The sequence below is a fragment of the Streptomyces sp. NPDC101490 genome (genome assembly GCF_044767145.1).
Classification (GTDB): domain Bacteria; phylum Actinomycetota; class Actinomycetes; order Streptomycetales; family Streptomycetaceae; genus Streptomyces.
Window position 1 is genome coordinate 34,057 of the sequence record NZ_JBIWNI010000026.1, and the last position, 24,057, is coordinate 58,113.

A 24,057-nucleotide genomic window follows, 5' to 3' on the forward strand; every position below is an offset into this window, starting at 1 on the left:
GACGGGGTGCCCCACCAGGGGTGTCCCTGACAGGGCGACCCCTCAGCTCCCCCTCAGGCCCGTCAGGGCTTCCCTCAGCGGCCGCTCAGCCGGTTCGCGATCCTCGCCACGCGGTCCGTCGTCGCCGTGATGCCCGTGAGTTCACGCCGGTCGGCGCCCCGGAAGGCCGCGTACATCGTCTGCACGCCCAGCCAGCGCAGCGGCTCCGGCTCCCACTTGCGGACCTTGTGGCCGACCCATGGGAGGGCCGTCAGGTCCGTGGCGCCCGACTGGCCCGAGTCCTGCTGCACGAGGTCCCGCAGGGTGCGGCCCGCGAGGTTCGCGGTGGCGACGCCCGAGCCGACGTAGCCGCCCGCCCAGCCCAGGCCGGTGGAGCGGTCCAGGGTGGCCGTGGCGCACCAGTCGCGCGGTACGCCGAGCACCCCGGACCAGGCGTGTTCGATGCGCACCCCGGCGAGCTGGGGGAAGAAGCGGACCAGGATCTCGCGCAGCGCCTCGATCGTCTGCGGCTGGGTGCGCCCGTCGTTGTCGGTCTTCGAGCCGAAGCGGTACGGGACGCCCCGGCCGCCGAGCGCGATGCGGCCGTCGGCGGTGCGCTGGGCGTACATGTAGGCGTGCGCCATGTCGCCGAGCGTCTCGCGGCCCTCCCAGCCGAGCGACGCCCACTGCTCCTCGCTGAGCGGCTCGGTGGCGATCATCGAGGAGTTCATGGGCAGCCAGGTACGGCGCTGGCCCGCGAGGGAGGCGGTGAAGCCCTCGGTGCAGCGCAGCACGTAGGGGGCACGGACCGTCCCGTAGGGGGTGACCGCGTGCTTCGGCCGGATCTCGGTGACCGGCGTCGACTCGTGGATCGTGACCCCGAGCGCCTCCACGGCCGCCGCGAGGCCCTTCACCAGTTTCACGGGGTGCAGCCGTGCCCCGTGCGGGGTCCAGGAGGAGCCGACGGCGCCGGTGACCCGGATGCGGTCGGCGGTCTCGCGGGCCCCGTACAGCTCGCGGTCGGTCTCGCCGAAGGCGGCCTCGGCGGCGTGGAAGTCCTTGAGCCGGGCGAGCTGGGCGGGGGAGAGGGCGACTTCGAGGACGCCTCCCCGGTGCACGTCGGCGTCGATCTCCTCCCGTTCGCAGACGTCGACGACCTCGGTGACGGTGTCGTTCATGGCCCGCTGGAGGCGGACGGCGGCGTCCTGGCCGTGCAGCCGCGCGTAGCGGTCCCGTCCGGCGATGCCGTTGTAGAGCCAGCCGCCGTTGCGCCCGGAGGCGCCGTACCCGCAGAACTTCGCCTCCAGGACGGTGATGTTCAGGAAGGGCGCGGCCTTCTTGAGGTAGTACGCGGTCCAGAGGCCCGTGTAGCCGCCGCCGACGACGCAGACGTCGGCGGCGGTGTCGCCGGGGAGCGGCTCGCGGGGGGCGGGGGCGCCCTCCTGCGCGTACCAGAACGAAATGCCGCCGTTGACCGTGCTCATGTGTATCCCTCTTCCGGGTGCGTGGGCGGGACGTTACCCGGGGCCTTGGGCCCCTGGATACGGGTCCTTCGGCGGCGCTTCCCGTAGGGGTTCCGCCCTAGGTTCGAGGGTGTGTGTCAGGTGCGGATTCCGTTGCTCCGGAAGGACTCTCCCATGCCCGTACGCAGGACCCGGCGCGTGGTCGCCGCGGCGGTCTCGGCAGGTCTCATCGGCCTTGCCGCAGGCGGGTGTTCGGACGGCGGGGCAGCCGCGGCGGCGGCCGTGACGGTGGTCGCGCCGGAGCACACGAAGGCGCTCACGGGGCTGCCGGCGGCCGTGGAAGGTACGAAGATCGTCGTCGGAGATCCGTCGGCCCCGCACACCGTCACGGTGTACGTGGACCCGAGGTGCGGCTACTGCGCGAAGTTCGAGGCGAGCGGCGGACCGGTCCTCGCGGAGCTGGCCGGGGCGGGGACCGTGCGGGTCGAGTACGTCGTCGCCTCCTTCCTCGACGCCCGCACCGGCGATACGGCCTCGGCGCGGGCCGCGAACGCGCTGCGAGCGTCGGTGGAGGCTGGTCCCGGGAAGTTCGCCGCGTTCCAGGCGGGGCTGTTCGCCTCCCAGCCGGACGGCGAGACGAAGGACGGTTTCTCCGTCGGCCATCTGCTGCGGATCGCGGACGGGGTGGACGGGCTGCGGAGCCCCGCCTTCGACCGGGCCGTACGGGAGAACACCTACGGGACCTGGGTCGCCGACTCCGAGCGTGCCTTCGAGGAGTCCGGGGTGGGCGGCACCCCGACCGTCCTCGTCGACGGCACCCCGCTGCCGGGCGGGAACGCGCTGTACGACACGGCACAGTTCAGGGAGGCGCTGCGCGAGGCCGGGGTCTAGGTCGTCCCGGTGGCCCGGTGGCTTGGTCGTCCGGTCGTTCTGGCCCGGAGGGCGGACACGCGGACACGCGGACACGCGGGCGCGGGGGCGCGGGGGCGCGGGGGCGCGGGGAAAATTCCGGGCGGGACCTGGTCGGCGCCCCTAGGGTCGGAGGGTGATTCACGTACCCGAGGAACTGGTCGCGTCGCAGACGAAGTACAACGGGGAGGCCGGGCGGGCGTTCGTCGCCGGGCTTCCCGCGCGGGCCGAGGAGTTCCTCGACCGGTGGGGGCTGCGGACCACCGGCCCCTCCATGTACGGCATGGCCTCCCTCGTCCTGCCCGTGCTGCGGGTCTCGGACGGCACTCCCGCCGCGCTCAAGATGCAGATCCTCGACGAGGAGACCGAGGGCGAGCCGCTCGGCCTGCGCGTGTGGGACGGGGCCGGTGCGGTACGGCTCCTCGACCACGACGCCGCCACCGGCACGATGCTCCTGGAGCGGCTCGACGAGTCCCGGCCGCTGACCTCCCTCCCCGACACCCGGGCCGCCCTCGGTGTCGTCGCCGGGCTGCTCGCCCGCCTCGTGGCGATCCCGGCGCCGGACGGGCTGCGGGCCCTCGGGGACATCGCCGCCGCCATGCTTGCGGAGGTCCCGGCGGCCGCCGGACGGCTGGGCCCGCAGGACGCGGCGGTCCTGAGGGACTGCGCTGCGGCCGTACGGGAGGTGGTCGCGGAGCCGGGGGACCGGCTCCTCCACTGGGACCTGCACCTGGGGAACGTCCTCGCGGGCGAGCGGGAGCCGTGGCTGTCGATCGACCCGAAGCCGCTCGCCGGTGACCCGGGTTTCGACCTGCTCCCGGCCCTCACGGACCGTTTCGACCCCGACCCCGACGAGATCCTGTGGCGGTTCGACCTGCTCGCGGAGGTCGTCGGAGACCGGGACCGCGCGGTGGCGTGGACGCTGGGCCGGGTCCTGCAGAACGGTCTGTGGGACGTGGAGGACGGCGAACCGGCCCTCGACCGGGAACAGATCACGATCGCCCGGGTCCTGAGGGAGCGACGGGGGTAGGGGGCTCGGGGGCCTCGGGACCGGGTGTCCCCGGAGGACCGGGGACACCCGGGGGTCGGAGAGCCCCGGAAGCCCCGGGCGCGCCCGGCCCGCCCGTATCCACCGGGTGGAACTCGCTGGCCAGGAGTCCGGGCGGCCGGGCAGGCTGGGGGCATGATCCGTACTGTCACCCCCGCCGACGTTCCCGTCGTCCACGCCATGATCCGTGACCTCGCCGCGTACGAGAAGGCCCTCCACGAGGTCCGTACCACCCCCGAGCAGCTCCACGAGGCGCTCTTCGGCGAACGACCCGCCGCCTACGCGCACATCGCCGAGAACGACGAGGGCGAGACCGTCGGCTTCGCCCTCTGGTTCCTCAACTTCTCCACCTGGCGCGGGGTCCACGGCATCTACCTGGAGGACCTGTACGTGCGCCCCGAGGCGCGCGGCGGCGGCCACGGCAAGGCGCTCCTCGGCGCGCTGGCCGGGATCTGCGTCGAGCGCGGCTACGAGCGCCTGGAGTGGGCCGTCCTCGACTGGAACAAGCCCGCCGTCGACTTCTACGAGTCCCTCGGCGCCCGCCCCCAGGACGAGTGGACGGTCTACCGCCTGGCCGACGGGCCCCTGGCGGCCCTGGGCGCGGGCGGGTCCGGCGCCGCGAGGGTGTAGGAAGGTGCCATGGACATGGACATCGAGCAGCGCTTCCGGCGGATCACCGCCTTCATCGAGGCGCGGCTGACCCCCCTCTTCGACCCCGCCAACGGCAGCGACCACGGTTTCGGCATGGACGACACCTCACGGGCCCTGCGCGCCACCCGCTACACCGTGCAGGCCGCGGCGGCCGTCAACGGGCTCGTGGAGAAGCGGGAGTCGGCGCCGGAACTGCGCCAGGTCGTGGACCAGGCCCTGGAGCACAACTGGGACGTGCTGCGGTCCGTCGCCCGGATGTGGGAGGACCACCCGGACTTCCTCAAGGAGTTCAAGGCGCACTCCTGGGACGTGGTCGGGGTCTGACCCCACCCGGCCCCGACCACGCGTCCCCTCGTCCCCTACGGGATGAGGACCACCTTGCCCGTCGTGCCCCGGGTCTCCAGGGCACGATGGGCGCCGGCCGCGTCCGCGAGGGGGAAGCGGTGGACCGCCGGGCGGAGCGTCCCGTCGGCCGCGGCGGCGAGGGCGGCGAGTTCCAGGACGCGGATGTCGCCGCCCGCCTTCTCGATCATGACGGGGCCGAGGACGGACTCCGAGGTGATGCCCCGCGCGGCCAGTTCCGCGGGGGTGAAGGTGAGCGGCCCGCCGTCGTGCGGGCCCTTGCCCGCCCAGCCGAAGACGAGGTGCGCGCCGCCCTTCCCGAGGAGGTCCACCGCCGCCCGGCCGGTGTCGCCGCCGACCGAGTCGAAGACGACCGTCGCGTGCCGTCCGGCCAACTGCGCGCGGACCTCCTCCGGCCAGTCGGGCCGGGTGTAGTCGACGGCCACGTCGGCGCCGTTCTCCCGGACCAGGGCGACCTTCGCGGGGCCGCCCGCCAGGCCCACGACGGTGGCCCCGGCGTTCTTCGCGTACTGCACGAGCAGGGTGCCGATGCCGCCCGCCGCCGCCGGGACGATCGCCACCGAGTCCGGTCCGAGCACGGTGAACCCCAGGATTCCCAGGGTGGTGCGGCCGGTGCCGATCATCGCCACGGCCTCCGCCTCGCCCAGGTGGTCGGGCAGGGCGTGCAGACGGCTCGCGTCGGTGACGGCGAGTTCGGCGTAGCCGCCGGGCACCATGCCGAGGTGGGCGACGACCCGTCGGCCGAGCCAGGACGGGTCGGTGCCCTCGCCGAGGGCGTCGACCGTGCCCGCGACCTCGCGTCCGGGGACGGTGGGCAGGTCCACGGGGGCCGGGTACGGGCCGGTCATGCCCTGGCGGAGGGCGGTGTCGAGGAGGTGCACCCCGGCCGCCGCGACCGCGATCCGGACCTGGCCGGGACCGGGTACGGGGTCGGGCGTCTCCTCGTGGATCAGGTTCTCGGCGGGGCCGAAGGCGTGGAGGCGGACGGCGTGCATGGCGTTCCCCGTTCGGGTCGTGGTGGCGGTGTCACCGGTGCGGCGCGGGCGGCGGCCCTCTGCCGTAGGGAAACGGTCTTCCGTACGGGGCCAGGGCGGCCCGGCGGTCCGGCGGTCCGGTGCGCTGGTAGGTCGGCGCGTGATGCGTGATGCGTGATCTCTGGCGTGTGGCGTGTGGCGTGTGGCGTGTGGCGTGTGGCGTGAGGTGTGAGGTGTGGTGCGTAGGGCGTGCGGGGGGTGAAGTGGTGAGCGGTGTCGTGCGGCTTCCACCTTCCGACCTCAAGCGGACTTGAGGTCAAGGCGTTCCGCGCGGAGGGCCAGGGACACCGCCTCCACCGCGCTCGTGAACGACACTTCGGACAGCACGCCCGGCGCCGCCACCTGGTCGCCCGCCAGGTACACCCCGTCGCCCCGGTCGACGGCCGGCCGGTCGCGCCAGGTCGTTCCGGGGCCGTCCACCGCCCCCGTACGCCCGAGGCACACCGACTCCCGCCGCCACACCGTCCGGTCCCGCCAGCCGGGGAAGCCGAGGTCGAGGAGCCGTTCTGCGTGGGCTACCCCGTCGGCCTTCGTCCCGCCGGGCCCGATGGGCAACTGCGCCTGGATCAGCTGCTGTCCGGACGGGGCCAGTGACGGGTCCTGGGCCGTGAACCGCTCGATCCAGCCCGGCGCGTCCAGGTCCGAGATCACGAACGGATCTCCCTCACGGGTCCGCAGCGCCAGGTCGAACAGGACCGTGCGGCCGCTGTCCCAGGTCAGCGAGGGGTCGCCGAGGAGCCGGGCGGCGGCGGGCAGGGAGGTGGCGACGATCACCGGCCCCTCGCCGCGCGGCACGGCGTCGACGCGCGAGGAGGTCTCGATCCGTACGCCCGCCTCACGCGCGCGCGTGGCCATGCGCTCGATGAGGCGGCCCCAGCCACCGCGCACGTACTGGGCCTCCGGCGGCAGCGTGGTGGCGCGGTGCAGCCGTTCCTGCACGAAGCGGGCGGAGAGCGCGCCGGGGTCGTGGTGGAAGAGCGCGACCGCCGCGTAGGCGGCGGCCTCGCGCGCCGTCCGCTCGCCCGCGAGCCGGGTGGCCCAGGTGCGGAAGTCGAGGTCGACGGGGGCCTGTCCGCCGGTGCGGAGGGAGTGGCGCAGCAGTCCGGGCGGCGGGGTGCGGCGCAGGGCGCCCGCGCGGTGGAAACGGAACCGGAGGATCTCGGCGGGCGGCAGCGGGGCGAGCGGCCCGAGGAGTCCGCGCTGCCGGAGCCAGGTGTGGTGGGGGCCGCGCCGGTAGAGGGCGTGCGGTCCGTCGTTGGTGCGGTACGGGCCGTCGCCGGTGCGGGCCCGGCCGCCGAGGGTGTTGTGTGCCTCGTGCAGGGTCACCGCGAGGCCCGCCTCGGCCGCGGTGAGGGCGGCGGTGAGTCCGGCGAAGCCGCCGCCGATGACCGTGAGCTTCCGCATGTCGTCCCCTTCGGGTCGGTCCGGCGGCGAGGGTGCCGCGGGTCCTGTGGAGGCGACGGCGGGAGGGGGCCGGTTCGTGACATCGGGGGCGTTGTCAGTGGCGTACGTCACCATGTGGGCATGGCGACGACTCGGAAGAAGAAGGTGGCGGGGGCGCGGCGGCCGGAGGTGCGGCTTCCTCCGCTGGAGGAGTACCGGGGAGGGCTCGAACCGGACGGGGACTACGACGGGCTGGAGTTGGACGGGCTCGATCTGGCGGGCCAGTCGGGGGAGGGCGCGCGGTTCCTGGACTGCGCGCTGCGCGACTGCAGCCTCGACGAGGCGCGGCTGACGGGTGCCCGTTTCCTCGACTCGGTGCTCACGGGGGTACGGGGGGTGGGCACGGTCCTGGCGGGGGCGCAGTTGCGGGACGTGGAGGTGGTGGACGCGCGGCTCGGCGGGGCGCAGTTGCACGGGGCGGTGCTCGAGCGGGTCGTGGTGCGGGGCGGGAAGAGCGACTATCTGAACCTGCGGGCGGCGAAGCTGAAGGACGTCGTCTTCGAGGGGTGCGTGCTGAGCGAGCCCGACTTCGGGGGTGCGGTGCTCGAACGGGTGGAGTTCGTGGACTGCGTGCTCGCCGGTGTGGACTTCGGCGGGGCGCGGCTGAAGGACGTGGACCTGAGAGGGGTGCAGCGCCTGGAGATCGCGCGCGGGGTGGACTCGCTGGCGGGCGCGGTCATCTCGACGACCCAGCTCCTGGACCTGGCCCCGGTGCTCGCGGCGCAGTGGGGGCTGCGGGTGGAGGACTGAGGGGCCGTACGGCCGGGGGTCAGGGCAGGCGGGGGAAGCGGGCCTGGAGGGACCAGATCGCCGGGTTGTCCGCGAGGCCCTCATGCATGTCCGTGAGGTCGGCGATCAGGTCGTGCAGGAAGTCGCGGGCCTCGCGGCGCAGCACCGTGTGGCCGAAGGTGACCGGCGGTTCGTCGCCCGGCATCCAGTCGGCCTCGACGTCCACCCAGCCGAAGCGGCGCTCGAAGAGCATCCGGTCCGAGGACTCGGTGAAGTCCAGCTCCGCGTACTGGGGTTGTGCGGCACGGCTGCCGCGCGGGTCCTGGTCGAGCTGCTCGACGATGTCACACAGGGCCCACGCGAAGTCGAGGACCGGCACCCATCCCCAGGCTGTGGACACCTCGCGGTCCGTCTCGGTGTCGGCGAGGTACACGTCGCCGCAGAACAGGTCGTGGCGCAGGGCGTGGACGTCCGCGTGGCGGTAGTCGGTCTGCGGGGGGTCGGGGAAGCGACGCGAGAGGGAGTAGCCGATGTCGAGCACGGGACCGATGGTGTCACGGGGGCGGCCGGTCCCGTACCCGAGGACCGGCCGCCCGGCCCTCACGGGCCTGCGGCCGGGTGTCAGCGGCGGCCGTGGACCGCGCGGGCCACCCTCGGGCCGAGCCAGCGCTTGAGGCGGCGCAGCGGCTCCAGCTGCTCGGCGGCCCGGTCGATCCGGTAGTACAGCTGCGGCGGGACGTGCGGGAGCAGCGGGGAGTGCCGCTGGCCGAGGAGCGCGAACATCTTGGCGGGCTCCAGACGCATGTAGCGGGGGAGGTTCTCGTACCACTGGGCGCTGTAGCGGGCGGCGCTCTGCGCGGAGACGAGTTCGGCGCGGCGGCGCTTCCCGTACGTGGTGAGGGCCGTCTCCAGGTCGGTGGAGGTCCGCAGGGAGTCCGCGAGGACGAGGGCGTCCTCCAGGGCCAGGGTGGTGCCCGCGCCGATCGAGTAGTGGGTGGTGTGGGCGGCGTCGCCGAGGAGGACGAGCCGGTCGCGGTGCCAGACCCGGTTGGTGAGGGTGCGGAAGGTGAGCCACTGGGTGGTGTCGTCGGCCCGGTCCCGGCCGATCAGCTCGTGCCCGTCGAGCAGGTCGTCGAACAGCTTCTCCAGGAGCCGCAGGCTGTCCGTCTCCCCGAGGGTGTCCAGGCCGAGTCCGGCCCAGGTCTCCGGGGCGCACTCGACGACGCAGGTGGAGCGTTCGCCGCTGAACCCGTACGCGTAGCACCAGATCCAGCCGTGCGCGGTCTCCTTGAAGGCGAAGCTGAAGGAGTCGAAGACCTTGGTGGTGCCGAGCCAGACGTACGGGTTGCGGCCACTGGTGACCGTGCTGCCGAAGTGGTCGGTGTGCGCCTCGCGGAGCACGCTGTTGACGCCGTCGGCTGCGACGACCAGGTCCGTGTAGGCGAGTTCGGGCGCGTCGGGCCCGGGGACGTCGTGCTCGAACCTGACCCGTACGCCGAGTCCCGCCGCCCGGTCGGCGAGCAGCGCGAGCATCCGGCGCCGTCCGATGCCGAAGCCCGCGTCGCCGCGGTGGACGGTCCGCTCGTCGCGGACGATCGCGAGGCCGTCGGTCCAGGTCACCGAGGCGGCCTCGATCGCCGCCGCCGACTCCGGGTCGCCCTCGCGCAGCTTGTCGAGGAGCCCGGCCCAGTACGTCACGCCCCAGCCGTACGTGGAACCCTCAGGGTTCCGCTCGTGGACCGTGATGTCGTGGGACGGGTCCTGCCGCTTCAGCAGGATCGAGAGGTAGAGGCCGGCGGGACCGCCGCCGACGATCGCGAGCTTCACGTGCGCTCCCACGGTGCTGACTGCAACGAACGGCGCGACATGACACCGCGCGGTCGGACGGCAACGCACAGTAGCAGCGGCGGATGGGGTGGTCCCGGAGACGCCCCGTACCGCGCGGGCCGTACCCGTCCCCGAGGGGGGCCGTACCCGTGTCCGCTCGTCCCCGAGGGGGCCGTACCCGTGTCCCCGTAAGGGTTTCTCGCAGCCCTACGGGGACACCCCACGGCCACTCCGCAGAGGTCTCGGCCCGCTCTGGGGCCGCCTCCGGGGCGCCCCGGAGGTGCCCCGGACACGCGCCCGGACTTCGGGCCGCGCGCCCCGGACACGGCCCCGTGCCGCCCCCTAGGGCAGCAGGCGTCGTTCCTTCGCCACCGACACCGCGCCCGCGCGCGTGTCGACGCCGAGCTTCGCGTAGATCCGGCCGAGGTGCGTCTTCACCGTCGCCTCGCTGATGAACAGCGCCCGTGCGATCTCCCGGTTGCCGAGGCCCCGCCCCAACTGGCCCAGGATGTCCCGCTCCCGGTCCGTGAGGCTCGGGCCCGCCGCGCCCCGCATCCGGTCCATCACCCGGCTCGCGACCGGCGGGGACAGGGCCGTACGGCCCTGCGCCGCCGCGTGGATCGCGGCGAACAGCTCCTCGGGCCTCTCGGCCTTCAGCAGATAGCCGGTGGCGCCCGCCTCGATCGCCCGCGTGATGTCCGCGTCCGTGTCGTAGGTGGTGAGGACGAGGACGTGGACGCCCGTCGGCGCGATCCGCCGGGTCGCCTCCACCCCGTCGATGCCCGCCCCGAGCTGGAGGTCCATCAGGACGACGTCCGGCCGCAGCTTCGCCGCCATGGCCACGGCCTCTTCGCCGCTGCCCGCCTCGCCGACGACCTCGATGTCGGGGGTGCTGCCGAGCAGCGCCAGCAGCCCGGCGCGGACGACGGCGTGGTCGTCGCAGAGGAGGATGCGTACGGACATCAGGACTCCAGGGAGAGCGGGATCGCGGCCGAGAGCACCGTGCCCTCGCCCGGGGTGGACTCGACGGTCAGGGTGCCGCCGAGCTGCCGCGCGCGCACGCGCATCGCGGGCAGTCCGTGGCCGCGCACCCCGCCCGGTTTCTGCGCCGGGTCGAAGCCGAGACCGTCGTCGGCGATGTCCAGGACGACCTGGTCGTCGAGGTACGTCAGGGTGAGCGCGGCGGAGTCGGCGGCGGCGTGCTCGCGGATGTTGGCGAGGGCGCCCTGGGCGATCCGCAGCAGCGCCGACTGCACCCGCTCGGGGAGCGGGACGGCCGTCCCGTCGACCCGGAACGCGGCCGACTCGCGTGCCGCGAGCCCCCGCAGCGCCTCTTCCAGACCGCCGCCCCCGGCGAGGTCGGCGGGTGCCAGGTCGTGGACGAAACGGCGGGCCTCGGCGAGGTTGCGCTCGGCGACGGACTGGGCCGTACGGACATGGCGGCGGGCCGTGGCCGGGTCGCCGTCCCAGGTGCGGTCGGCCGCCTGGAGCAGCATCTGCTGGCTGGACAGGCCCTGCGCCAGGGTGTCGTGGATCTCCATGGACAGCCGCTGCCGCTCGGCGAGGGTGCCCTCGCGGCGCTCGGTCGCGGCGAGTTCGCGGCGGGTGCGGATCAGGTCGTCGATGAGGGCCCGCTGCCGGGCCGCCTGCCGGTCGGAGTACACGAACACGCCGGTCGCGATGGCGGCGACGGCGGGCGGCGCGACGATCAGGTTCGGGTCCCAGCCGCCGTGCGCGAGCTGCACCTGCGCGAAGACCACGAACGCGGTGAGCAGCAGCACCAGGCCGAGCGCGGCGCGCGCGGGGAGGGTGCGCAGCCCGGTGTAGAAGAGCGGGACCGCGCACCAGGCGAAGCTGGGGGCGAGGACGACGAGCAGCATCCAGACGGCGACGACCGTGCACAGCCAGGCGATCCGCCGGGGCGCGGCGCGGGTCCCGACGACGGGCCCGAGGAGGTACAGGGAGGCGAGGGCGCCGGAGAGGGCGACGATCCAGGGGCTGCGGTCCTCCCAGGGGTGGCGCAGCAGGAACCGGGCGAGGGAGGCGCCGAGGAGCAGGAAGAACGCGATGTGCATGACGCGCGCGAGCCAGGGCGCGTCGGGGTCGTGCTCGGCGCCGGGGTCCCGCGCTCCGGTCGTACGGGTCCCCTGCCCGGGGGTGGTGTCGGGGTCGGCGTCGGGGCCATGCGGTCCGCCCGTACGGGGGCCCCGTACGGGGCCAGGGCCGGGGCCGGGGCCGGGCTGGGTTTCCGGGCCTGCCTCGGGGCCCTGCCCGGTATCGGGGCGGCCCCCCTCCTCGTGCCCGCGCCCCGCATCAGGGTGGTTCCGAGGGCTCGGCTCCGGGTCGGAGCCGCTGACCGCCGGGGTTCCCGGCTCCGTCTCGAAGGTGCTGCCTGCCGGGGTCCTCGGCTCCGTCTCGAAGCTGCTGCCTCTCGGGGTCCTCGGCCCCGCCTCGGGCTCGGGGTCCGTCCGGATCTCCCGCTCCGTCCCGGAGCCCCGCCCCGTCCCCGTCCCCGTCCCCGTGTCCGGTGGTCCGGCCGGTGCGTGGCGTTCGCCGTCCGGTGTCTTCGGCTCTGTCACGTTCCTGCCTTCCTGACCCTCTGACCTGGGGATATCACTCCATCCTGGCCCGGACGGACCAGGACGGCATCAGCCGATCGGCTGACCCGGCCGTCCTCCAGTGTGCGCGAGGAGGGCAGCCGGACCGTGGACCGAGAGGCCCCGGGCCCGGCCACAGGATGGAGTGCAGAGCGAAGGGGCGACACACCGCACCGACGCCCGGACGACCGCCTCCTCCCGTATCCCACCCTCACGGAGCTCCTCATGAAGAAGATCCTCTTCGGCGCCACCGCCGCCGCCGTCCTCGCCGCCGGTACCTTCGGCGCGGTCTCCGCGAACGCCTCCGCTCCGGCCGCCGCCCCCGCCGCCGCCGTCCGTGCCGACGCGGGCAACGGCAACCTCCAGCAGTCGACGCATCTGACGGTCGAGGCGGCGACCAAGGCGGCGCAGGCGACCCTGAAGGCCGCCGAGAGGGAGAACCAGCGCGTCTCCGTCGCCGTCGTCGACCGCAACGGCAACACCCTCGTCACCCTCCGCGGCGACGGCGCGGGCCCCCAGTCCTACGAGTCCGCCGTGAAGAAGGCCTTCACCGCCGTCTCCTGGAACGCCCCCACCTCCGTCCTCGCCGGACGCCTCGCCAGCACCCCCAACCTCAAGGACATCCCCGGCACCCTCTTCCTCGCCGGAGGCGCCCCCGTCACCGCCAAGGGCGCCCCCATCGCCGGCATCGGCGTCGCCGGAGCCCCCTCCGGCGACCTCGACGAGAAGTTCGCCCAGGCAGGCATCGCCACCCTCACCCGATAACCACCCGCCCGCCCAGGCAGGCGACGGCGCCCGGCTCCCCCCGCCGGGCGCCGTCGCCGTCGCTGTCGCCGCCTTCTCGGAGACCCAGTACTCGGGGACCCCGTAGGGGCGGCCCGTCCCGTACGGGAACCCGTAAGGCCGGACCGTCCCGTACGGGGATTCGCGGCGGCCCGTCCCGTACGGGGATTCCCGGCAGGGCGTCCCGTAGGGGACTCCCCGGCACTGCCTTCCCTACGGGCTTTCCCGGCAGGGCGTTCCGTGCGGGATCACCCCTCCGTCCTGTTTAGGATCGGTACGTGACCCAGCGCCACCGGACCGGAGCCGCCGCGGGCGGGCTCGCCGCCGCCCTCACCGCCCTCGCACTGCTCGCCGGGGGCTGTACGGAGGCCGGTGGCGGTGTCCGGGGCACCCCCGGCGCGGCCGGACTGCGCGACCCGTACTTCCCGAAGCTCGGCAACGGCGGCTACGACGTACGGCACTACGCCCTGACCCTCGCGTACGACCCGGCGTCCGGGCGGCTCTCCGGCACCGCCGACATCACGGCCCGCGCCACCCAGGACCTGAGCGCCTTCAACCTCGACCTGGCCGGGCTCACCGTCGGCACCACCACCGTCGACGGCGTGCCCGCCGCCGCCAACCGGGCGGGCAACGAACTGACGCTCCGGCCACGCGAGGACATCCGGAAGGGCGCCGAGTTCCGTGCGGTCGTCGCGTACGAGGGCGTGCCCGAGCCGCTCACCGACCCGGACGGCGCCCGGGAGGGCTGGCTGCGGACCGCCGACGGGGCCGTCGCGGTCGGCGAACCCGCCGGGTCCATGACCTGGTTCCCCGGCAACCACCACCCCTCCGACAAGGCCGCGTACGACATCACGATCACCGTCCCGGCCGGGCTCGAAGCCCTGGCGAACGGGGTCAGGACCGCCCGCAGGACAGCGCCCGACGGCCGTGTCACCAGCGTCTGGCACACCCCCGAGCCCATGGCGAGCTATCTGGCGACGATCACGATCGGCCACTACGAGACGACGGCGGAGCGCCCGGCCGGAGCGGTGAGCACCCCGCCCGCCGAGGACACCCCGGACACCCCTACAGGAAGCCCCGTGGGCCCCGGCCCCGCGACGCCCGCACGCCCCTCACAGGCGTCCCCGACGTCCCCTGCCTCCCTGACACCCCCCGACTCCCCGACATCCCCCGCATCCCCTACGGGAAGTCCCGGGCCCTCCGTCCTCACCGCCGCCGAGCGGCCCCTCGCCGCGCGTACGGCCGCACTGCGCGCCGAGGTGCCCGGCATCGTGGCCCGGCAGGAACGGCTCTTCGGCCCGTACCCCTTCGCCGCCGCCGGGGCGACCGTCGTCGCCGACGGCACCCTCGACTACGCCCTGGAGACCCAGACCCGGCCCGTCTTCCCCCTCGCCTCCTTCGACCGGACGACCCTCGTCCACGAACTGGCCCACCAGTGGTTCGGGAACTCGGTGACGCCCGTGAGCTGGCGGGACCTGTGGCTGAACGAGGGTTTCGCGACCTACGCCGAATGGCTGTACGGGGAGGCGTACGAGCACGTCCCGGCGCGGAAGCGCTTCGAGACGGCCTTCGCGCAGGAGGCCAACTGGGCCTTCCCCCCGGCGGAGCCGCCCACCGCCGACAACCTCTTCGACGCGCCCGTGTACCAGCGGGGAGCCATGGTCCTGCACAAGCTCCGCGAGACCGTGGGGGACCGGACCTTCGACGAGATCCTGCGCGGCTGGCTCGCGAAGTACCGCCACGCCAACGCCACCACGGCCGACTTCACCGGGTACGCCGAGAGCGTCGCCGGGCGGGACCTCGGCGCGCTGTGGGCCGTCTGGCTCTACGGCGAGGACAGGCCGTCCGCCCCCTGAGCGGCCAGCGGTTTCCGCAGGACCAGACACGGCCGTCCGTGCGCGAGGTCCGGGCGGCGGGCGATCTCCTCGTATCCGAGCGAGGTCCAGAAGGCCAGCGCCTTCGGGTTGTCCTCCAGGACGGCGAGCCGCAGCCCGGTCCGCCCCCGGGCCCGGAAACGGTCCTCGACGTACGCGGCGAGGCGCCGCCCGTGACCGGTGCGCCGTACGTCCCCGTGGACCATCAGGAGACCGAGCCAGGGATCGGGGTCCGCCGGGTCGGGATGGTGGCCGAGGGTCACCGCGACGGCGACGAGCCGGCCCTCGGAACGGGCCAGCAGCACCTCCGCCGAGGGCTGTGCGAACTCCTCGGCGAGCGCGGCGGCGACCTGCTCGGGGCGGATGTCGGACGGGTCCGGGAAGTCCCCGCTGAGCTGCTGGAACTCCTGGTCGGACGCGTACAGCGCGGTGAGTTCGGTGAGCAGCGGGCCGGGGAGGGCCGCGCCGTCCTCCAGGGCCTTGGGCACGAGGGCTTCGACGATCACGCGGAAAGGGTAGAGCCCCGGCGGGGTTCCCCGCCGGGGCTCTACCGGTGTCCCTCACCGGTGCGCCCCAGGGGGGTCGTGCCGGTGCCGGGACGATGTCAGATGTTGACGCCGAAGTCGCGGGCGATGCCCTCCAGGCCCGAGGCGTAGCCCTGGCCGACGGCGCGGAACTTCCACTCGGCGCCGTTGCGGTACAGCTCGCCGAAGACCATGGCGGTCTCGGTCGCGGCGTCCTCGGAGAGGTCGTAGCGGGCCAGCTCGGCGCCGCCCGCCTGGTTGACGATGCGGATGTACGCGTTGCGCACCTGGCCGAAGTTCTGCGAGCGGTTGACCGCGTCGTAGATGGAGACCGGGAAGACGATCTTCTCGACGGTCGCCGGGAGGCCCGCCAGGTTCACGTTGATCTGCTCGTCGTCGCCGCCGCCCTCGCCGGTGCGGTTGTCACCGGTGTGGACGATGGTCTGGTCCGGCGTCGACTTGTTGTTGAAGAAGACGAAGTGGGCGTCGGAGGCGACCTTGCCCGCTGCGTCCACGCCGATCGCGGAGGCGTCGAGGTCGAAGTCGGTGCCGGTGGTCGTGCGGACGTCCCAGCCGAGGCCCACGGTGACGGCGGCGAGGCCGGGGGCCTCCTTGGTCAGAGAGACGTTGCCGCCCTTGGACAGGCTCACAGCCATGGAAAGTCCCTTTCATCGTGGTGTCTTCGTCTGGAGGAACGCACGGGTGCCGTCGACGGTTCCCGAGGGCGCTCCGCCGTCGGCATACGGGTGAAGGGCACAGGGGGAGAAGGGCACGGAGGGCAGGGAGGGGAGGGCATGAGAGGGCGGAAGAGGGAGGAAGAGGGAGGAAAGGGCGGGCGAGGGGACGACAGGGGGGCGGCAGAGGGGATGAGGGAGGGCGACGAGGAGGAATTCGGGGGGAAATCCGGGTGACTCCGACGGCCCCGCACGGGGAACATGGGGGCATGTCCGGTCCCTATCCCATCCGTGGCTCCGTCTCGCTGCCCGAGGCCGAGCTCCAGTGGCGTTTCTCGCGTTCGTCGGGTCCGGGCGGACAGCATGTGAACACCAGCGACTCGCAGGTCGAGCTGCGGTTCGACCTGGCCGCCACGGAGGCACTGCCCGAGGTCTGGAAGGCGCGGGCGCTGGAGCGCCTCGCGGGCCGTCTGGTCGGCGGCGTCGTGTCCGTACGGGCCTCGGAGCACCGCTCCCAGTGGCGCAACCGCGAGACGGCGGCGGTCCGCCTGGCCGCTCTCCTCGCCGAGGCGACCGCCCCGCCGCCGAAGCCCCGCAGGGCGACGAAGATCCCGCGCGGAATCAACGAGCGGCGGCTGCGCGAGAAGAAGCAGCGCTCCGAGACCAAGCGGACCCGCACCTCCCGCGACTGGAGCTGAGCCGGTCCTGTACGGGGTCCCGTACGGTCCCCTCCCTTGTCCCCTACGGGCTCTTCCGGTCCCGCCGCGTCCCGTACGGGTCCCGCCTTGTCCCCTACGGGCTCCCCGCGTCCCACCGTGTCCCTTACGGGCTTCCCCTCGTCCCCGTACCGGCTCCCTCGGGTCCCACCGTGTCCCCCACGGGTCCCCTCGGGCCCCTACGGGCCTCCGGCCGCCCCTCACAGGGGCGCACCCGATCCCTCGCGCGGCCCTCAGGACAGCTGTCGGTACTTCCCCTGGAAGTAGGTCAGCGGGCCGCCCGCCGTGGTGCGGGTGGCCGCCGTCAGGACCCGGCCCACCACGAGCGTGTGGTCACCAGCCACCACCCGGCTCTCCGTACGGCACTCCAGGACCGCGAGCGCGCCGCCCATCAGCGGGGCGCCGCTCTCCTCGCCCCGGACGTACGGCAGGTCCGCGAAGAGGAGCCGGTCGCTGACCCGGTTCTTCATCGCGAAGCGCCCCGCGATCTGCCGCTGGTCCTCCGCGAGCAGCGACACCGCCCACACCGGCACCTCGGCGAGCAGGTCGTCCATGCGGGAGCCGTTGCGGAGGCTCACCAGGACCAGCGGCGGGTCGAGGGAGACCGACACGAAGGCGGTGGCCGTCATGCCGACGTCCTCGCCGCGCGGCCCGTCGTCGGGATCGTGCGCGGTCACCAGGACCACGCCCGCCGCGAGGCGGGACATCGCCGCCCGGAACTCGTCGTCGCTCACCCCTCCAGCATGAGGGACGGCCAGATCGGACACGGGGGGCGGGGCGGGAGTCTTCTGCAGCACACCCGCACGCTAGCCCCGGCGCTCCGGCGGGCGCATCGGGCGGGAGGACCAGCCGGGCACCCCCACCGGTCCTAGGACCCCCCGCCCCAGGGCCCCCGGTCACCAGGGCCCCTCGGTCACCAGGCCCCTCGGTCACCGGGACCCACCGGCTCTCGTCCCCGTCGGCCCTCCACCCCCGTCACCCCCACCAGCCCCACCACACCTTCCGGACACTACCGGCCCCCGGACCCCACCACTCCCCGCCGCTCACCAGGGCCCCAGCGGCCTCCCGCCCCACCACTCCCCAGGCCCGTCGGTCCCGCGTCCCCGACCCGTCCCAGGACCCCCCGTCTCCCCGGTCCGGCGCGACCCGCCACGACCGCTTGTGACTTGAGTCACAGAGGCCAGTAATTGCTGACCCTGTGTACCGGGTGTGAAGCTCGCTGTGATTCAGTGGCGATGACAGTGCACATTGAATGGTGAACGTGTGACACGAAGCCGATGAGAAGCCTGGAGTTTGCTGTCGAGGTCTCGGGGAGAGCGAACGATGGAGACCGAGTCGGAGCCGTACGTCCGTCTCTCGACCCTGCGGCAGCTGCACCGGGTCGTGGCGGACCTCAACACCGCGCGCAGCCTTGCGGACACCCTGCAGACCGTCGCCGACGGCGTGGTCGCCGGTCTCAACTACGAGCTGGCCTGCGTCAACCTCGTACGCCCCGACGGTGATCTCGTCGTCGCCGCCTTCGCCGGGAGTTCCGCCGCCGAAGCCCTGATCACCGGCCGGGTCGGCTCCCGCGCCTCCTGGGAGCGGCGCCTGTCCATGGGCTGTTCCTGGGGCGAGCTGCGGTTCATACCGCACACCGAGGGCTGGGTGCTGATGGACGACGACGTGCCCCAGTGGCACACCGACGGGCCCGCGCCCCGCTTCGAGGACGAGTGGCACCCCCACGACCGCCTCTACGCCCCCATGTACGCGCCCACGCTGGGCTCCGCACGCACCGGAGGGGTCCCCTCCGGCTCCGGCAGGGAACTCCTCGGGGTCATATCCGTCGACCGCCCGCGCAACGGCCGCCACCCCGGGCCCTGGGGCCAGGAAGCGCTCCAGATGTACGCCTCCCAGTCGGCCATCGCCATCAGCAACGCACGCCTCCGCTCCAACATGCAGCGCGCCCTGGTCCGCCTGGAGCGCGAGCAGCAGGCCCTGCGCGCCAGCGAGGAGTCCTTCCGGCAGGCCTTCGAATACGCCCCCTCCGGCATGGCCATCGCCGAGATGGGCGGCGACCAGCACGGCCGGCTGCTCCGTACGAACGACGCCCTGTGCAGGCTCCTCGGCCGCCCCGCCTCCGTGATGCGGCGCTACTCCTTCGCCGACCTCGTCCACCCCGGGGACATCGGGACCCTGCTGCGGACCTCCGCCGAGGGCGGCAGGGCCGAACTGCGGCTCGGGCGGCGCGACGGCACCTACGTCTGGGTGTCCCTGCGCAACTCGGTGGTCGCCGACACCGCCGACGGCCCCCGCTTCCTCCTCACCCACGTCGAGGACATCGAGGAGCGCAAGCGGCACGAGCTCCAGCTCGCCCACCGTGCCTCGCACGACGCCCTCACCGGTCTCCCCAACAGCGCCGAGCTGCGCTCCCGGCTCTCCGCCCGGATCTGCGAGCGTCCGGCGGCGTACGCGGGGGCCGAGCAGGGCGCCGGATACGGCGGCGGCTTCGGCTACGGGACGGAGCCCCCGGGCTACGAATCCCCGGGGCACGGGCCCGCCGGGTACGAGGGGCCCGCCGGGTACGAGGTGTACGACTCCGGCGGCACCGACCCGGCCGGTTCCGAGCCCTCCCCGCACCCGGGGTACGACTCGCCGTACGAGCACGAACACGAGCACGGCTTCGGTTTCGAGCCCGCGGGGGCGGGCCCGTACGACCACCACGTCCATGTCGTCGCCCCCTCCGACGGCGGCGAGACCGACGACGGCAGCAAAGGGCTCGCGGTGCTCTTCTGCGACCTCGACGGCTTCAAGTCGATCAACGACCGCTTCGGGCACCACACCGGGGACGCCGTCCTCATCGAGGTGGCCCGCCGCCTCACCACCGGCGTCCGCGACGGGGACACCGTCGCCCGGCTCGGCGGTGACGAGTTCGTCGTCCTCGCCGACGGGCTCGGCACGGCCGACGCCGCCGATCTGGCGGTGCGCCTGCGCAACGCGATCATCCCGCCGATCCGGGTGGACGGGCGGGCGGTGCGTGTCGGGGCCAGTTTCGGCATCGGCTGGGCGGAGTGCGGGATGACCGCCGAAGAGGTTCTGAACTCCGCTGACCAGCGGATGTACGTGGAGAAGCGCTCGCGGGCCAAGGCCCACCGCCGGGCCGGGTGACGCGCCGGACGCGACCGGGTGAACTTCGGGGGCTGAGCCGTTCGGGGTAGGCTCGCCCGGTCGGCGACGGCTGGCGAGCATGGAGAGGAACCCGGATGGCTGCCGGTAACGACGGCGCGAACACGCCCGAGAACGACGACCCGTTCGGCTACCTGTACGCGGACGGTCAGGCGGCGGGCGCCCAGCCCCCGCAGGGCGGCGGCTACGGCTACCCCGGCCCCGCCCCCGCGCAGCCGGGCGTCCCCCGCACCTCGTACAACCAGGTCAGGACCGTCGGCGAGCGCCAGTACGGCCAGCCGCAGCAGCCCTACGTGCCGCCGCAGCAGCAGGGCCCGTACGGCCAGCCGCAGGCGCAGTACGCCGCGCCCGAGATGTACGGCGGTCCGCCGACCCGGCAGACCCCGCTGCCGCAGCAGCGCGGCGGCGGCTCCGGCCGTGGCCCCAACACCCGGGGCCTGCTGATCGGCGCGGTCGCGGTCGTCGCGGTCGTCGTCATCGGTATCGCCGCCGCCGTGATCAGCAACTCCGGCAAGGAGGACAAGAACGGGCAGCCGGGCGGCACCACCCCGACGGCCCCGACGACGGTCTCGCAGGAGCCCAGCGGCGAACCCAGCACGGAGAGCACCCCGGGCGAACTCCCGAAGCAGGACGCGGCGACCCTCAAACTGGGCGGCTCCGCCGCCCTCGCGAAGGACGTGAAGGGTGCCGAGGGCTCGGACGGGACGTACGTCGCGGGCTTCGAGCAGGTCGGCTCCTCGGTGACCTGGAAGGCGAAGATGCCGGTGGACGGCAACTACCGGCTGACCGTCCGCTACGCCATCCCCGCCGTCGACGCCTTCGCGACCCTGACCGTCAACGGGCAGCCGAACTCGCAGCCCATAGGGCTGAAGAACTTCATCAGGTCCTCGGACCCGAACCTGGAGAAGAACTGGCAGACCACCTGGGCGCCGGTCACCCTCCAGAAGGGCGAGAACGAGATCAAGATCTCCTGCGAGACCGGCAACCAGTGCAACGTGCTGCTCGACTGGCTGGAAGTCACCCGCATCCCGGGCTGACCCCCAGGTCCGTGACGGGCACCCCGTGTCCGACCCTGGTGTCCGTGACCGGCACCCGGCCCCGGCACCCGGCCCCGGCGACCGTCAGACCGGCTCGTTCGTGACCGTCACCCGCGCGAGGAGTTCCGTGTAGGCCGGGGCGTCGAATTCGCCTGCCACCGGGGAGAGGACCGTCGCCGCCGACAGGGCCACCGCTCTTCTCAGGCGTTCCGGCCAGGGGGCGCCCTCGGCCAGGGCCGACAGGAGGCCCGCGACCGCCGAGTCGCCCGCGCCGGTGGGATTGCCCTTCACGACGGCGGGCGGGACCGCCCGCCACAGGCCCTCCGGGGTCGCCGCGAGCAGGCCCTCGGGGCCGAGCGAGGCGACGACCGCGCGGGCGCCCCGGCCCCGGGCCTCGTGGGTCGCGCGCAGCGGATCGCGGGAGCCGGTGAGCTGCGCCAGCTCGTCCGCGTTCGGTTTGACCAGGTCGGGGCGGGCCGCGATGCCCCGCCGCAGGGGTTCGCCGCTGGTGTCCAGGAGGACGGGCACCCCGGCGGTGCGGGCCAGCCGGACGAGTTCCGCGTACGCCCCCACGTGGACGCCCGGCGGGAGGCTGCCGCAGAGGGCGACCGCCGCCGCCCCGTCGAGGAGCGCGGTGAAGCGGGTCCGGAAGGCGGCCCATTCGGCGGGGGTGACGGTCGGCCCGGGTTCGTTGAGCTGGGTGGTGTCCCCGGAGGCCGCGTCGACGACGGCGACGGTGCGCCGGGTGGGGCCGCCGGTCTCGACGAGTTCGTCCAGGACCGGGGTCGCGGCGAGCCGGGCCCGCAGGTCGGCGCCGGTGGGGCCGCCCGCGAAACCGGTGGCGACCGTCCGGTGGCCGAGGGCGGCGAGCACCCGGGCCACGTTGAGGCCCTTGCCGCCGGGGCGTTCGATGACCTGGGTGACGCGGTGGGAGGCGTGCGGGGTGAGCGCGGGGACCCGGTACGTCAGGTCCAGCGCCGTGTTGAGGGTGACCGTGAGAATCACCTGACCGACCCCCGTACTCCGTGTGACGTCCTGTGGAACGTACGCTCCGACGGGCACCGATCATGCCAAACGAAAGGCGGCAGGCCCAGACCCCCGGCCCACCGCCCTTCGGTATGACTCCTGATCAGACGGCCGTGGCCGCCGTCGGGTCGACGATCCACTCGCCCTTGCGCATGACGCCCTTGAGCTCGAACTCCGCGTCGAGGACGACGATGTCGGCGTCCTTGCCGGGCTCCAGGGAGCCGACCCGGTCGTACACGCCGAGCAGTCGCGCCGGGTTGGCGGAGATGGCCCGGACGACCGCATCGACGGGGAGCCCGTCGATGGTGGCGGCGCGCTTGAACGCGCGGTCCAGGGTGAGGGTGGACCCGGCGATGGAGCCGCCCTCGACGAGCCGGGCGACGCTGTCCTTGACCTCGACCTCCAGCGGGCCGAGCATGTAGCGGCCGTCGCCGAACCCGGCGGCGTCCATGGCGTCGGTGATGAAGGCGACCCGCCCGGGACCCGCGTGGTGGAAGGCCAGTTCCAGAGCGGCCGGGTGCAGATGGGTGCCGTCGTTGATGAGCTCGACGGTGATCCGCTCGTCCTCCAGGAGGGCGGCGATCGGGCCGGGCGCGCGGTGGCCGAGGGCGGGCATCGCGTTGTAGAGGTGGGTGGCGACGGTGGCGCCCGCGTCGATCGCGGCGACGGTCTGCTCGTAGCTGGCGTCGGTGTGGCCGATCGCGGCGATCACCCCGTGCTCGGCCAGCAGCCGTACGGAGTCCAGGCCGCCGGGAAGCTCGGTGGCGAGGGTGACCATCTTGGCCTGGCCCCGGGCGGCGTCGATCAGCTTGCGGACCTCGGCCGGGTCCGGGTCGCGCAGCAGCGTCTCGTCGTGGGCGCCCTTGCGGCACGGGGAGATGAACGGGCCCTCGAAGTGCAGACCGGCCAGCTCGCCCTGCTCGGCCAGCTCGGAGAGCAGTCCGGCCCGCTGGACGAGGAAGTCCATCTCGCCAGTGACGAAGGAGGCGACGACGGTGGTGGTGCCGTGCAGCCGGTGGGTGTGGATGCCCTTGAGCACCTCGTCGACGGTGCCGGAGGTGAAGGAGGCGCCGCCGCCGCCGTGGTTGTGCATGTCCACGAAGCCGGGGACGAGCCAGTGGCCGCTCAGGTCGACGGTCGGGGCGCCCTCGGGGGAGCTGCCCGCGATGCGGTCGCCGTCGACGATCACGCGTCCGTTCTCGACGATCCCGGTGGGCAGCACGACGTGTGCGCCGGCGAGAACCTTGTGATCGGCCATCAGGCGGAAACCTCCGAGTCGGTGGGGCGCTGTGCGGCGAGAAGGTCCCAGGCGAGGAGGCCCGCGCCCAGACATCCGGCGGTGTCCCCGAGGGCCGCCGGGACGATCGCGGGCAGCTTCTGGAACGTGACTCGCTCCTCCACCGCGGCCCGAAGTGGTGTGAACAAGGTTTCCCCGGCCTCGGCGAGTCCGCCACCGATGATGAGCGTGCGGGGGTCCAGCAGGGTGAGCGCGGTGACCAGACCGTCGGCGAGGGCGTCGACGGCGTCCTGCCAGACCTTGAGGGCCTTGGCGTCGCCGGACTCGACGGCCTTGGCGCAGTCGGCCGCGTCGGCCTCGGGGTCGCCGCTGGCCTTGGCCCACGCCTGGGAGACGGCGGAGGCGGAGGCGTACCGCTCCAGACAGCCGCGCTGGCCGCAGCCGCAGTCGGTGCCGCCGGGGCGGACGACGATGTGGCCGATCTCGCCCGCGTAGCCGTGGGCGCCCGCCTCGATGCGGTCGCCGATCCCGATGGCTCCGGCGATGCCGGTGCCGAGGGGGACGAAGAGGAAGCGGTCGGCGCCGTTGCCCGCGCCGATCCGGCCTTCGGCGAGGCCGCCGGTGCGCACGTCGTGGCCGAGGGCGACGGGGATGCCGTCGAGCCTGCGGCTGAGGAGTTCGCGCATGGGGACGTCGCGCCAGCCGAGGTTGGCGGCGTAGACGGCGACGCCGTTCTCCGCGTCGACGATTCCGGGGACGGCTACTCCGGCGGCTGCGGCGGGCTGTCCGTACCGCTCGGTACCGAGGGCGCGGAGCTCCTCGGCGAAGCCGAGGATCGTCTCCACGACGGCCTCGGGGCCACGGCGGCGGCCGGTGGCGCGGCGGGCTTCGTGGAGCAGCGTGCCGTCCGCCCCGACGAGGGCGGCTTTCATACCGGTGCCGCCCACATCCAGGGCGATGACATGTCTCACGGAGGAC

23 protein-coding genes are annotated in these 24,057 nt (G+C 73.8%); 10 read left to right on the top strand and 13 right to left on the bottom strand.

What is annotated here, in order from left to right; all coding sequences use genetic code 11:
- Positions 1–74 precede the first annotated feature (74 nt).
- Positions 75–1,463 (bottom strand): NAD(P)/FAD-dependent oxidoreductase, encoded by a 1,389-nt coding sequence (locus ACIRQY_RS31055; RefSeq protein ID WP_403931205.1) that lies wholly within the window; start codon positions 1,461–1,463, stop codon positions 75–77.
- Positions 1,464–1,616: 153 nt separating this feature from the next.
- Here ACIRQY_RS31055 and ACIRQY_RS31060 point away from each other — a divergent pair, with 153 nt between their 5' ends.
- From ACIRQY_RS31060 to ACIRQY_RS31075, 4 genes are all read left to right on the top strand, one after another.
- Positions 1,617–2,333 (top strand): DsbA family protein, encoded by a 717-nt coding sequence (locus ACIRQY_RS31060; RefSeq protein WP_403931207.1) that lies wholly within the window; start codon positions 1,617–1,619, stop codon positions 2,331–2,333.
- A gap of 154 nt (positions 2,334–2,487) precedes the next feature.
- On the top strand, positions 2,488–3,381 hold the full coding sequence (locus ACIRQY_RS31065; RefSeq protein ID WP_403931208.1) for an aminoglycoside phosphotransferase family protein: 894 nt from the start codon (positions 2,488–2,490) through the stop codon (positions 3,379–3,381).
- Between the two features lie 153 nt (positions 3,382–3,534).
- Entirely contained in the window at positions 3,535–4,029 is a 495-nt protein-coding gene (locus tag ACIRQY_RS31070) for a GNAT family N-acetyltransferase (RefSeq protein ID WP_351795127.1), read from the top strand.
- A 9-nt stretch (positions 4,030–4,038) separates the two neighbouring features.
- Positions 4,039–4,374: a hypothetical protein gene (locus ACIRQY_RS31075; protein ID WP_403931210.1), complete on the top strand. Its 336-nt coding sequence runs from the start codon at positions 4,039–4,041 to the stop codon at positions 4,372–4,374.
- Positions 4,375–4,409: 35 nt separating this feature from the next.
- On the opposite strand, the gene ACIRQY_RS31080 is transcribed toward ACIRQY_RS31075, so the two are convergent.
- Together ACIRQY_RS31080 and ACIRQY_RS31085 are read right to left on the bottom strand one after the other, a co-directional pair.
- Positions 4,410–5,408, bottom strand: coding sequence for a zinc-binding dehydrogenase (locus ACIRQY_RS31080; RefSeq protein ID WP_403931212.1), 999 nt, complete (start codon positions 5,406–5,408; stop codon positions 4,410–4,412).
- Between the two features lie 279 nt (positions 5,409–5,687).
- On the bottom strand, positions 5,688–6,851 hold the full coding sequence (locus ACIRQY_RS31085) for an NAD(P)-binding protein (protein WP_403931214.1): 1,164 nt from the start codon (positions 6,849–6,851) through the stop codon (positions 5,688–5,690).
- A gap of 120 nt (positions 6,852–6,971) precedes the next feature.
- On the opposite strand from ACIRQY_RS31085, the gene ACIRQY_RS31090 reads away from it, so the two are divergent.
- Entirely contained in the window at positions 6,972–7,640 is a 669-nt protein-coding gene (locus tag ACIRQY_RS31090; protein ID WP_351795116.1) for a pentapeptide repeat-containing protein, read from the top strand.
- Between the two features lie 19 nt (positions 7,641–7,659).
- Here ACIRQY_RS31090 and ACIRQY_RS31095 read toward each other — a convergent pair whose 3' ends face one another.
- From ACIRQY_RS31095 to ACIRQY_RS31110, 4 genes are all read right to left on the bottom strand, one after another.
- Positions 7,660–8,160 carry a hypothetical protein gene (locus ACIRQY_RS31095; RefSeq protein WP_351795113.1) on the bottom strand — a complete coding sequence of 167 codons (501 nt, stop codon included), beginning with the start codon at positions 8,158–8,160 and terminating at the stop codon, positions 7,660–7,662.
- 80 nt (positions 8,161–8,240) lie between these two features.
- Entirely contained in the window at positions 8,241–9,446 is a 1,206-nt protein-coding gene (locus ACIRQY_RS31100; protein WP_403931276.1) for an FAD-dependent monooxygenase, read from the bottom strand.
- A gap of 342 nt (positions 9,447–9,788) precedes the next feature.
- Complete coding sequence (locus tag ACIRQY_RS31105; protein ID WP_351795111.1) at positions 9,789–10,409, bottom strand: response regulator transcription factor; 621 nt, start codon at positions 10,407–10,409, stop codon at positions 9,789–9,791.
- On the bottom strand, positions 10,409–11,521 hold the full coding sequence (locus ACIRQY_RS31110; RefSeq protein ID WP_403931278.1) for a sensor histidine kinase: 1,113 nt from the start codon (positions 11,519–11,521) through the stop codon (positions 10,409–10,411). The genes ACIRQY_RS31105 and ACIRQY_RS31110 overlap by 1 nt, the downstream gene beginning before the upstream one ends.
- Positions 11,522–12,268: 747 nt before the next feature.
- Between ACIRQY_RS31110 and ACIRQY_RS31115 the strand changes: the two genes are divergently transcribed.
- Together ACIRQY_RS31115 and ACIRQY_RS31120 are read left to right on the top strand one after the other, a co-directional pair.
- Positions 12,269–12,808 carry a heme-binding protein gene (locus ACIRQY_RS31115; protein ID WP_403931216.1) on the top strand — a complete coding sequence of 180 codons (540 nt, stop codon included), beginning with the start codon at positions 12,269–12,271 and terminating at the stop codon, positions 12,806–12,808.
- A gap of 296 nt (positions 12,809–13,104) precedes the next feature.
- The gene (locus ACIRQY_RS31120) at positions 13,105–14,682 is read left to right on the top strand and encodes a M1 family aminopeptidase (RefSeq protein WP_403931218.1); all 1,578 of its coding nucleotides are present in this window, start codon (positions 13,105–13,107) and stop codon (positions 14,680–14,682) included.
- Here ACIRQY_RS31120 and ACIRQY_RS31125 read toward each other — a convergent pair.
- Both ACIRQY_RS31125 and ACIRQY_RS31130 read right to left on the bottom strand, forming a co-directional pair.
- Positions 14,652–15,206, bottom strand: a complete 555-nt coding sequence (locus ACIRQY_RS31125; RefSeq protein WP_351794310.1) for a GNAT family N-acetyltransferase — start codon at positions 15,204–15,206, stop codon at positions 14,652–14,654. The two genes, ACIRQY_RS31120 and ACIRQY_RS31125, sit on opposite strands and share 31 nt — an antisense overlap.
- Before the next feature lie 98 nt (positions 15,207–15,304).
- A complete protein-coding gene (locus tag ACIRQY_RS31130; protein WP_351794313.1) occupies positions 15,305–15,880 on the bottom strand; it encodes a TerD family protein in 576 nt (191 codons plus the stop codon).
- A gap of 287 nt (positions 15,881–16,167) precedes the next feature.
- On the opposite strand from ACIRQY_RS31130, the gene arfB reads away from it, so the two are divergent.
- A complete protein-coding gene (gene arfB, locus ACIRQY_RS31135) occupies positions 16,168–16,596 on the top strand; it encodes an alternative ribosome rescue aminoacyl-tRNA hydrolase ArfB (protein ID WP_351794316.1) in 429 nt (142 codons plus the stop codon).
- Positions 16,597–16,847: 251 nt separating this feature from the next.
- Here the strand turns inward: arfB and ACIRQY_RS31140 are convergent, their stop codons facing one another.
- Positions 16,848–17,411, bottom strand: a complete 564-nt coding sequence (locus tag ACIRQY_RS31140) for a flavin reductase family protein (RefSeq protein ID WP_351794319.1) — start codon at positions 17,409–17,411, stop codon at positions 16,848–16,850.
- 526 nt (positions 17,412–17,937) lie between these two features.
- Between ACIRQY_RS31140 and cdgB the strand changes: the two genes are divergently transcribed.
- Positions 17,938–19,761, top strand: coding sequence for a diguanylate cyclase CdgB (gene cdgB, locus ACIRQY_RS31145; protein WP_403931221.1), 1,824 nt, complete (start codon positions 17,938–17,940; stop codon positions 19,759–19,761).
- A 95-nt stretch (positions 19,762–19,856) separates the two neighbouring features.
- Positions 19,857–20,816, top strand: coding sequence for a CBM35 domain-containing protein (locus ACIRQY_RS31150; RefSeq protein ID WP_403931223.1), 960 nt, complete (start codon positions 19,857–19,859; stop codon positions 20,814–20,816).
- Between the two features lie 84 nt (positions 20,817–20,900).
- Here the strand turns inward: ACIRQY_RS31150 and ACIRQY_RS31155 are convergent, their stop codons facing one another.
- The 3 genes from ACIRQY_RS31155 to ACIRQY_RS31165 all read right to left on the bottom strand — a co-directional run bounded on the left by ACIRQY_RS31155 (position 20,901) and on the right by ACIRQY_RS31165 (position 24,050).
- Complete coding sequence (locus ACIRQY_RS31155) at positions 20,901–21,821, bottom strand: 1-phosphofructokinase family hexose kinase (protein WP_403931224.1); 921 nt, start codon at positions 21,819–21,821, stop codon at positions 20,901–20,903.
- A gap of 124 nt (positions 21,822–21,945) precedes the next feature.
- Complete coding sequence (gene nagA, locus ACIRQY_RS31160) at positions 21,946–23,100, bottom strand: N-acetylglucosamine-6-phosphate deacetylase (RefSeq protein WP_403931226.1); 1,155 nt, start codon at positions 23,098–23,100, stop codon at positions 21,946–21,948.
- A complete protein-coding gene (locus ACIRQY_RS31165) occupies positions 23,100–24,050 on the bottom strand; it encodes an ROK family protein (protein WP_403931228.1) in 951 nt (316 codons plus the stop codon). Before ACIRQY_RS31165 ends, nagA begins: the two co-directional genes overlap by 1 nt.
- Positions 24,051–24,057: the final 7 nt, after the last annotated feature.

What these genes read in the sequence shown, in the direction of transcription:
- arfB (WP_351794316.1), top strand. Translation starts at nt 16,168, where the DNA reads ATGTCCGGTCCCTATCCCATCCGTGGCTCCGTCTCGCTGCCCGAGGCC.
- ACIRQY_RS31110 (WP_403931278.1), bottom strand. Translation starts at nt 11,521, where the DNA reads ATGCACATCGCGTTCTTCCTGCTCCTCGGCGCCTCCCTCGCCCGGTTC.
- ACIRQY_RS31090 (WP_351795116.1), top strand. Translation starts at nt 6,972, where the DNA reads ATGGCGACGACTCGGAAGAAGAAGGTGGCGGGGGCGCGGCGGCCGGAG.
- ACIRQY_RS31085 (WP_403931214.1), bottom strand. Translation starts at nt 6,851, where the DNA reads ATGCGGAAGCTCACGGTCATCGGCGGCGGCTTCGCCGGACTCACCGCC.
- ACIRQY_RS31075 (WP_403931210.1), top strand. Translation starts at nt 4,039, where the DNA reads ATGGACATGGACATCGAGCAGCGCTTCCGGCGGATCACCGCCTTCATC.
- ACIRQY_RS31115 (WP_403931216.1), top strand. Translation starts at nt 12,269, where the DNA reads ATGAAGAAGATCCTCTTCGGCGCCACCGCCGCCGCCGTCCTCGCCGCC.
- ACIRQY_RS31070 (WP_351795127.1), top strand. Translation starts at nt 3,535, where the DNA reads ATGATCCGTACTGTCACCCCCGCCGACGTTCCCGTCGTCCACGCCATG.
- nagA (WP_403931226.1), bottom strand. Translation starts at nt 23,100, where the DNA reads ATGGCCGATCACAAGGTTCTCGCCGGCGCACACGTCGTGCTGCCCACC.
- ACIRQY_RS31055 (WP_403931205.1), bottom strand. Translation starts at nt 1,463, where the DNA reads ATGAGCACGGTCAACGGCGGCATTTCGTTCTGGTACGCGCAGGAGGGC.
- ACIRQY_RS31150 (WP_403931223.1), top strand. Translation starts at nt 19,857, where the DNA reads ATGGCTGCCGGTAACGACGGCGCGAACACGCCCGAGAACGACGACCCG.
- cdgB (WP_403931221.1), top strand. Translation starts at nt 17,938, where the DNA reads ATGGAGACCGAGTCGGAGCCGTACGTCCGTCTCTCGACCCTGCGGCAG.
- ACIRQY_RS31060 (WP_403931207.1), top strand. Translation starts at nt 1,617, where the DNA reads ATGCCCGTACGCAGGACCCGGCGCGTGGTCGCCGCGGCGGTCTCGGCA.
- ACIRQY_RS31105 (WP_351795111.1), bottom strand. Translation starts at nt 10,409, where the DNA reads ATGTCCGTACGCATCCTCCTCTGCGACGACCACGCCGTCGTCCGCGCC.
- ACIRQY_RS31080 (WP_403931212.1), bottom strand. Translation starts at nt 5,408, where the DNA reads ATGCACGCCGTCCGCCTCCACGCCTTCGGCCCCGCCGAGAACCTGATC.
- ACIRQY_RS31130 (WP_351794313.1), bottom strand. Translation starts at nt 15,880, where the DNA reads ATGGCTGTGAGCCTGTCCAAGGGCGGCAACGTCTCTCTGACCAAGGAG.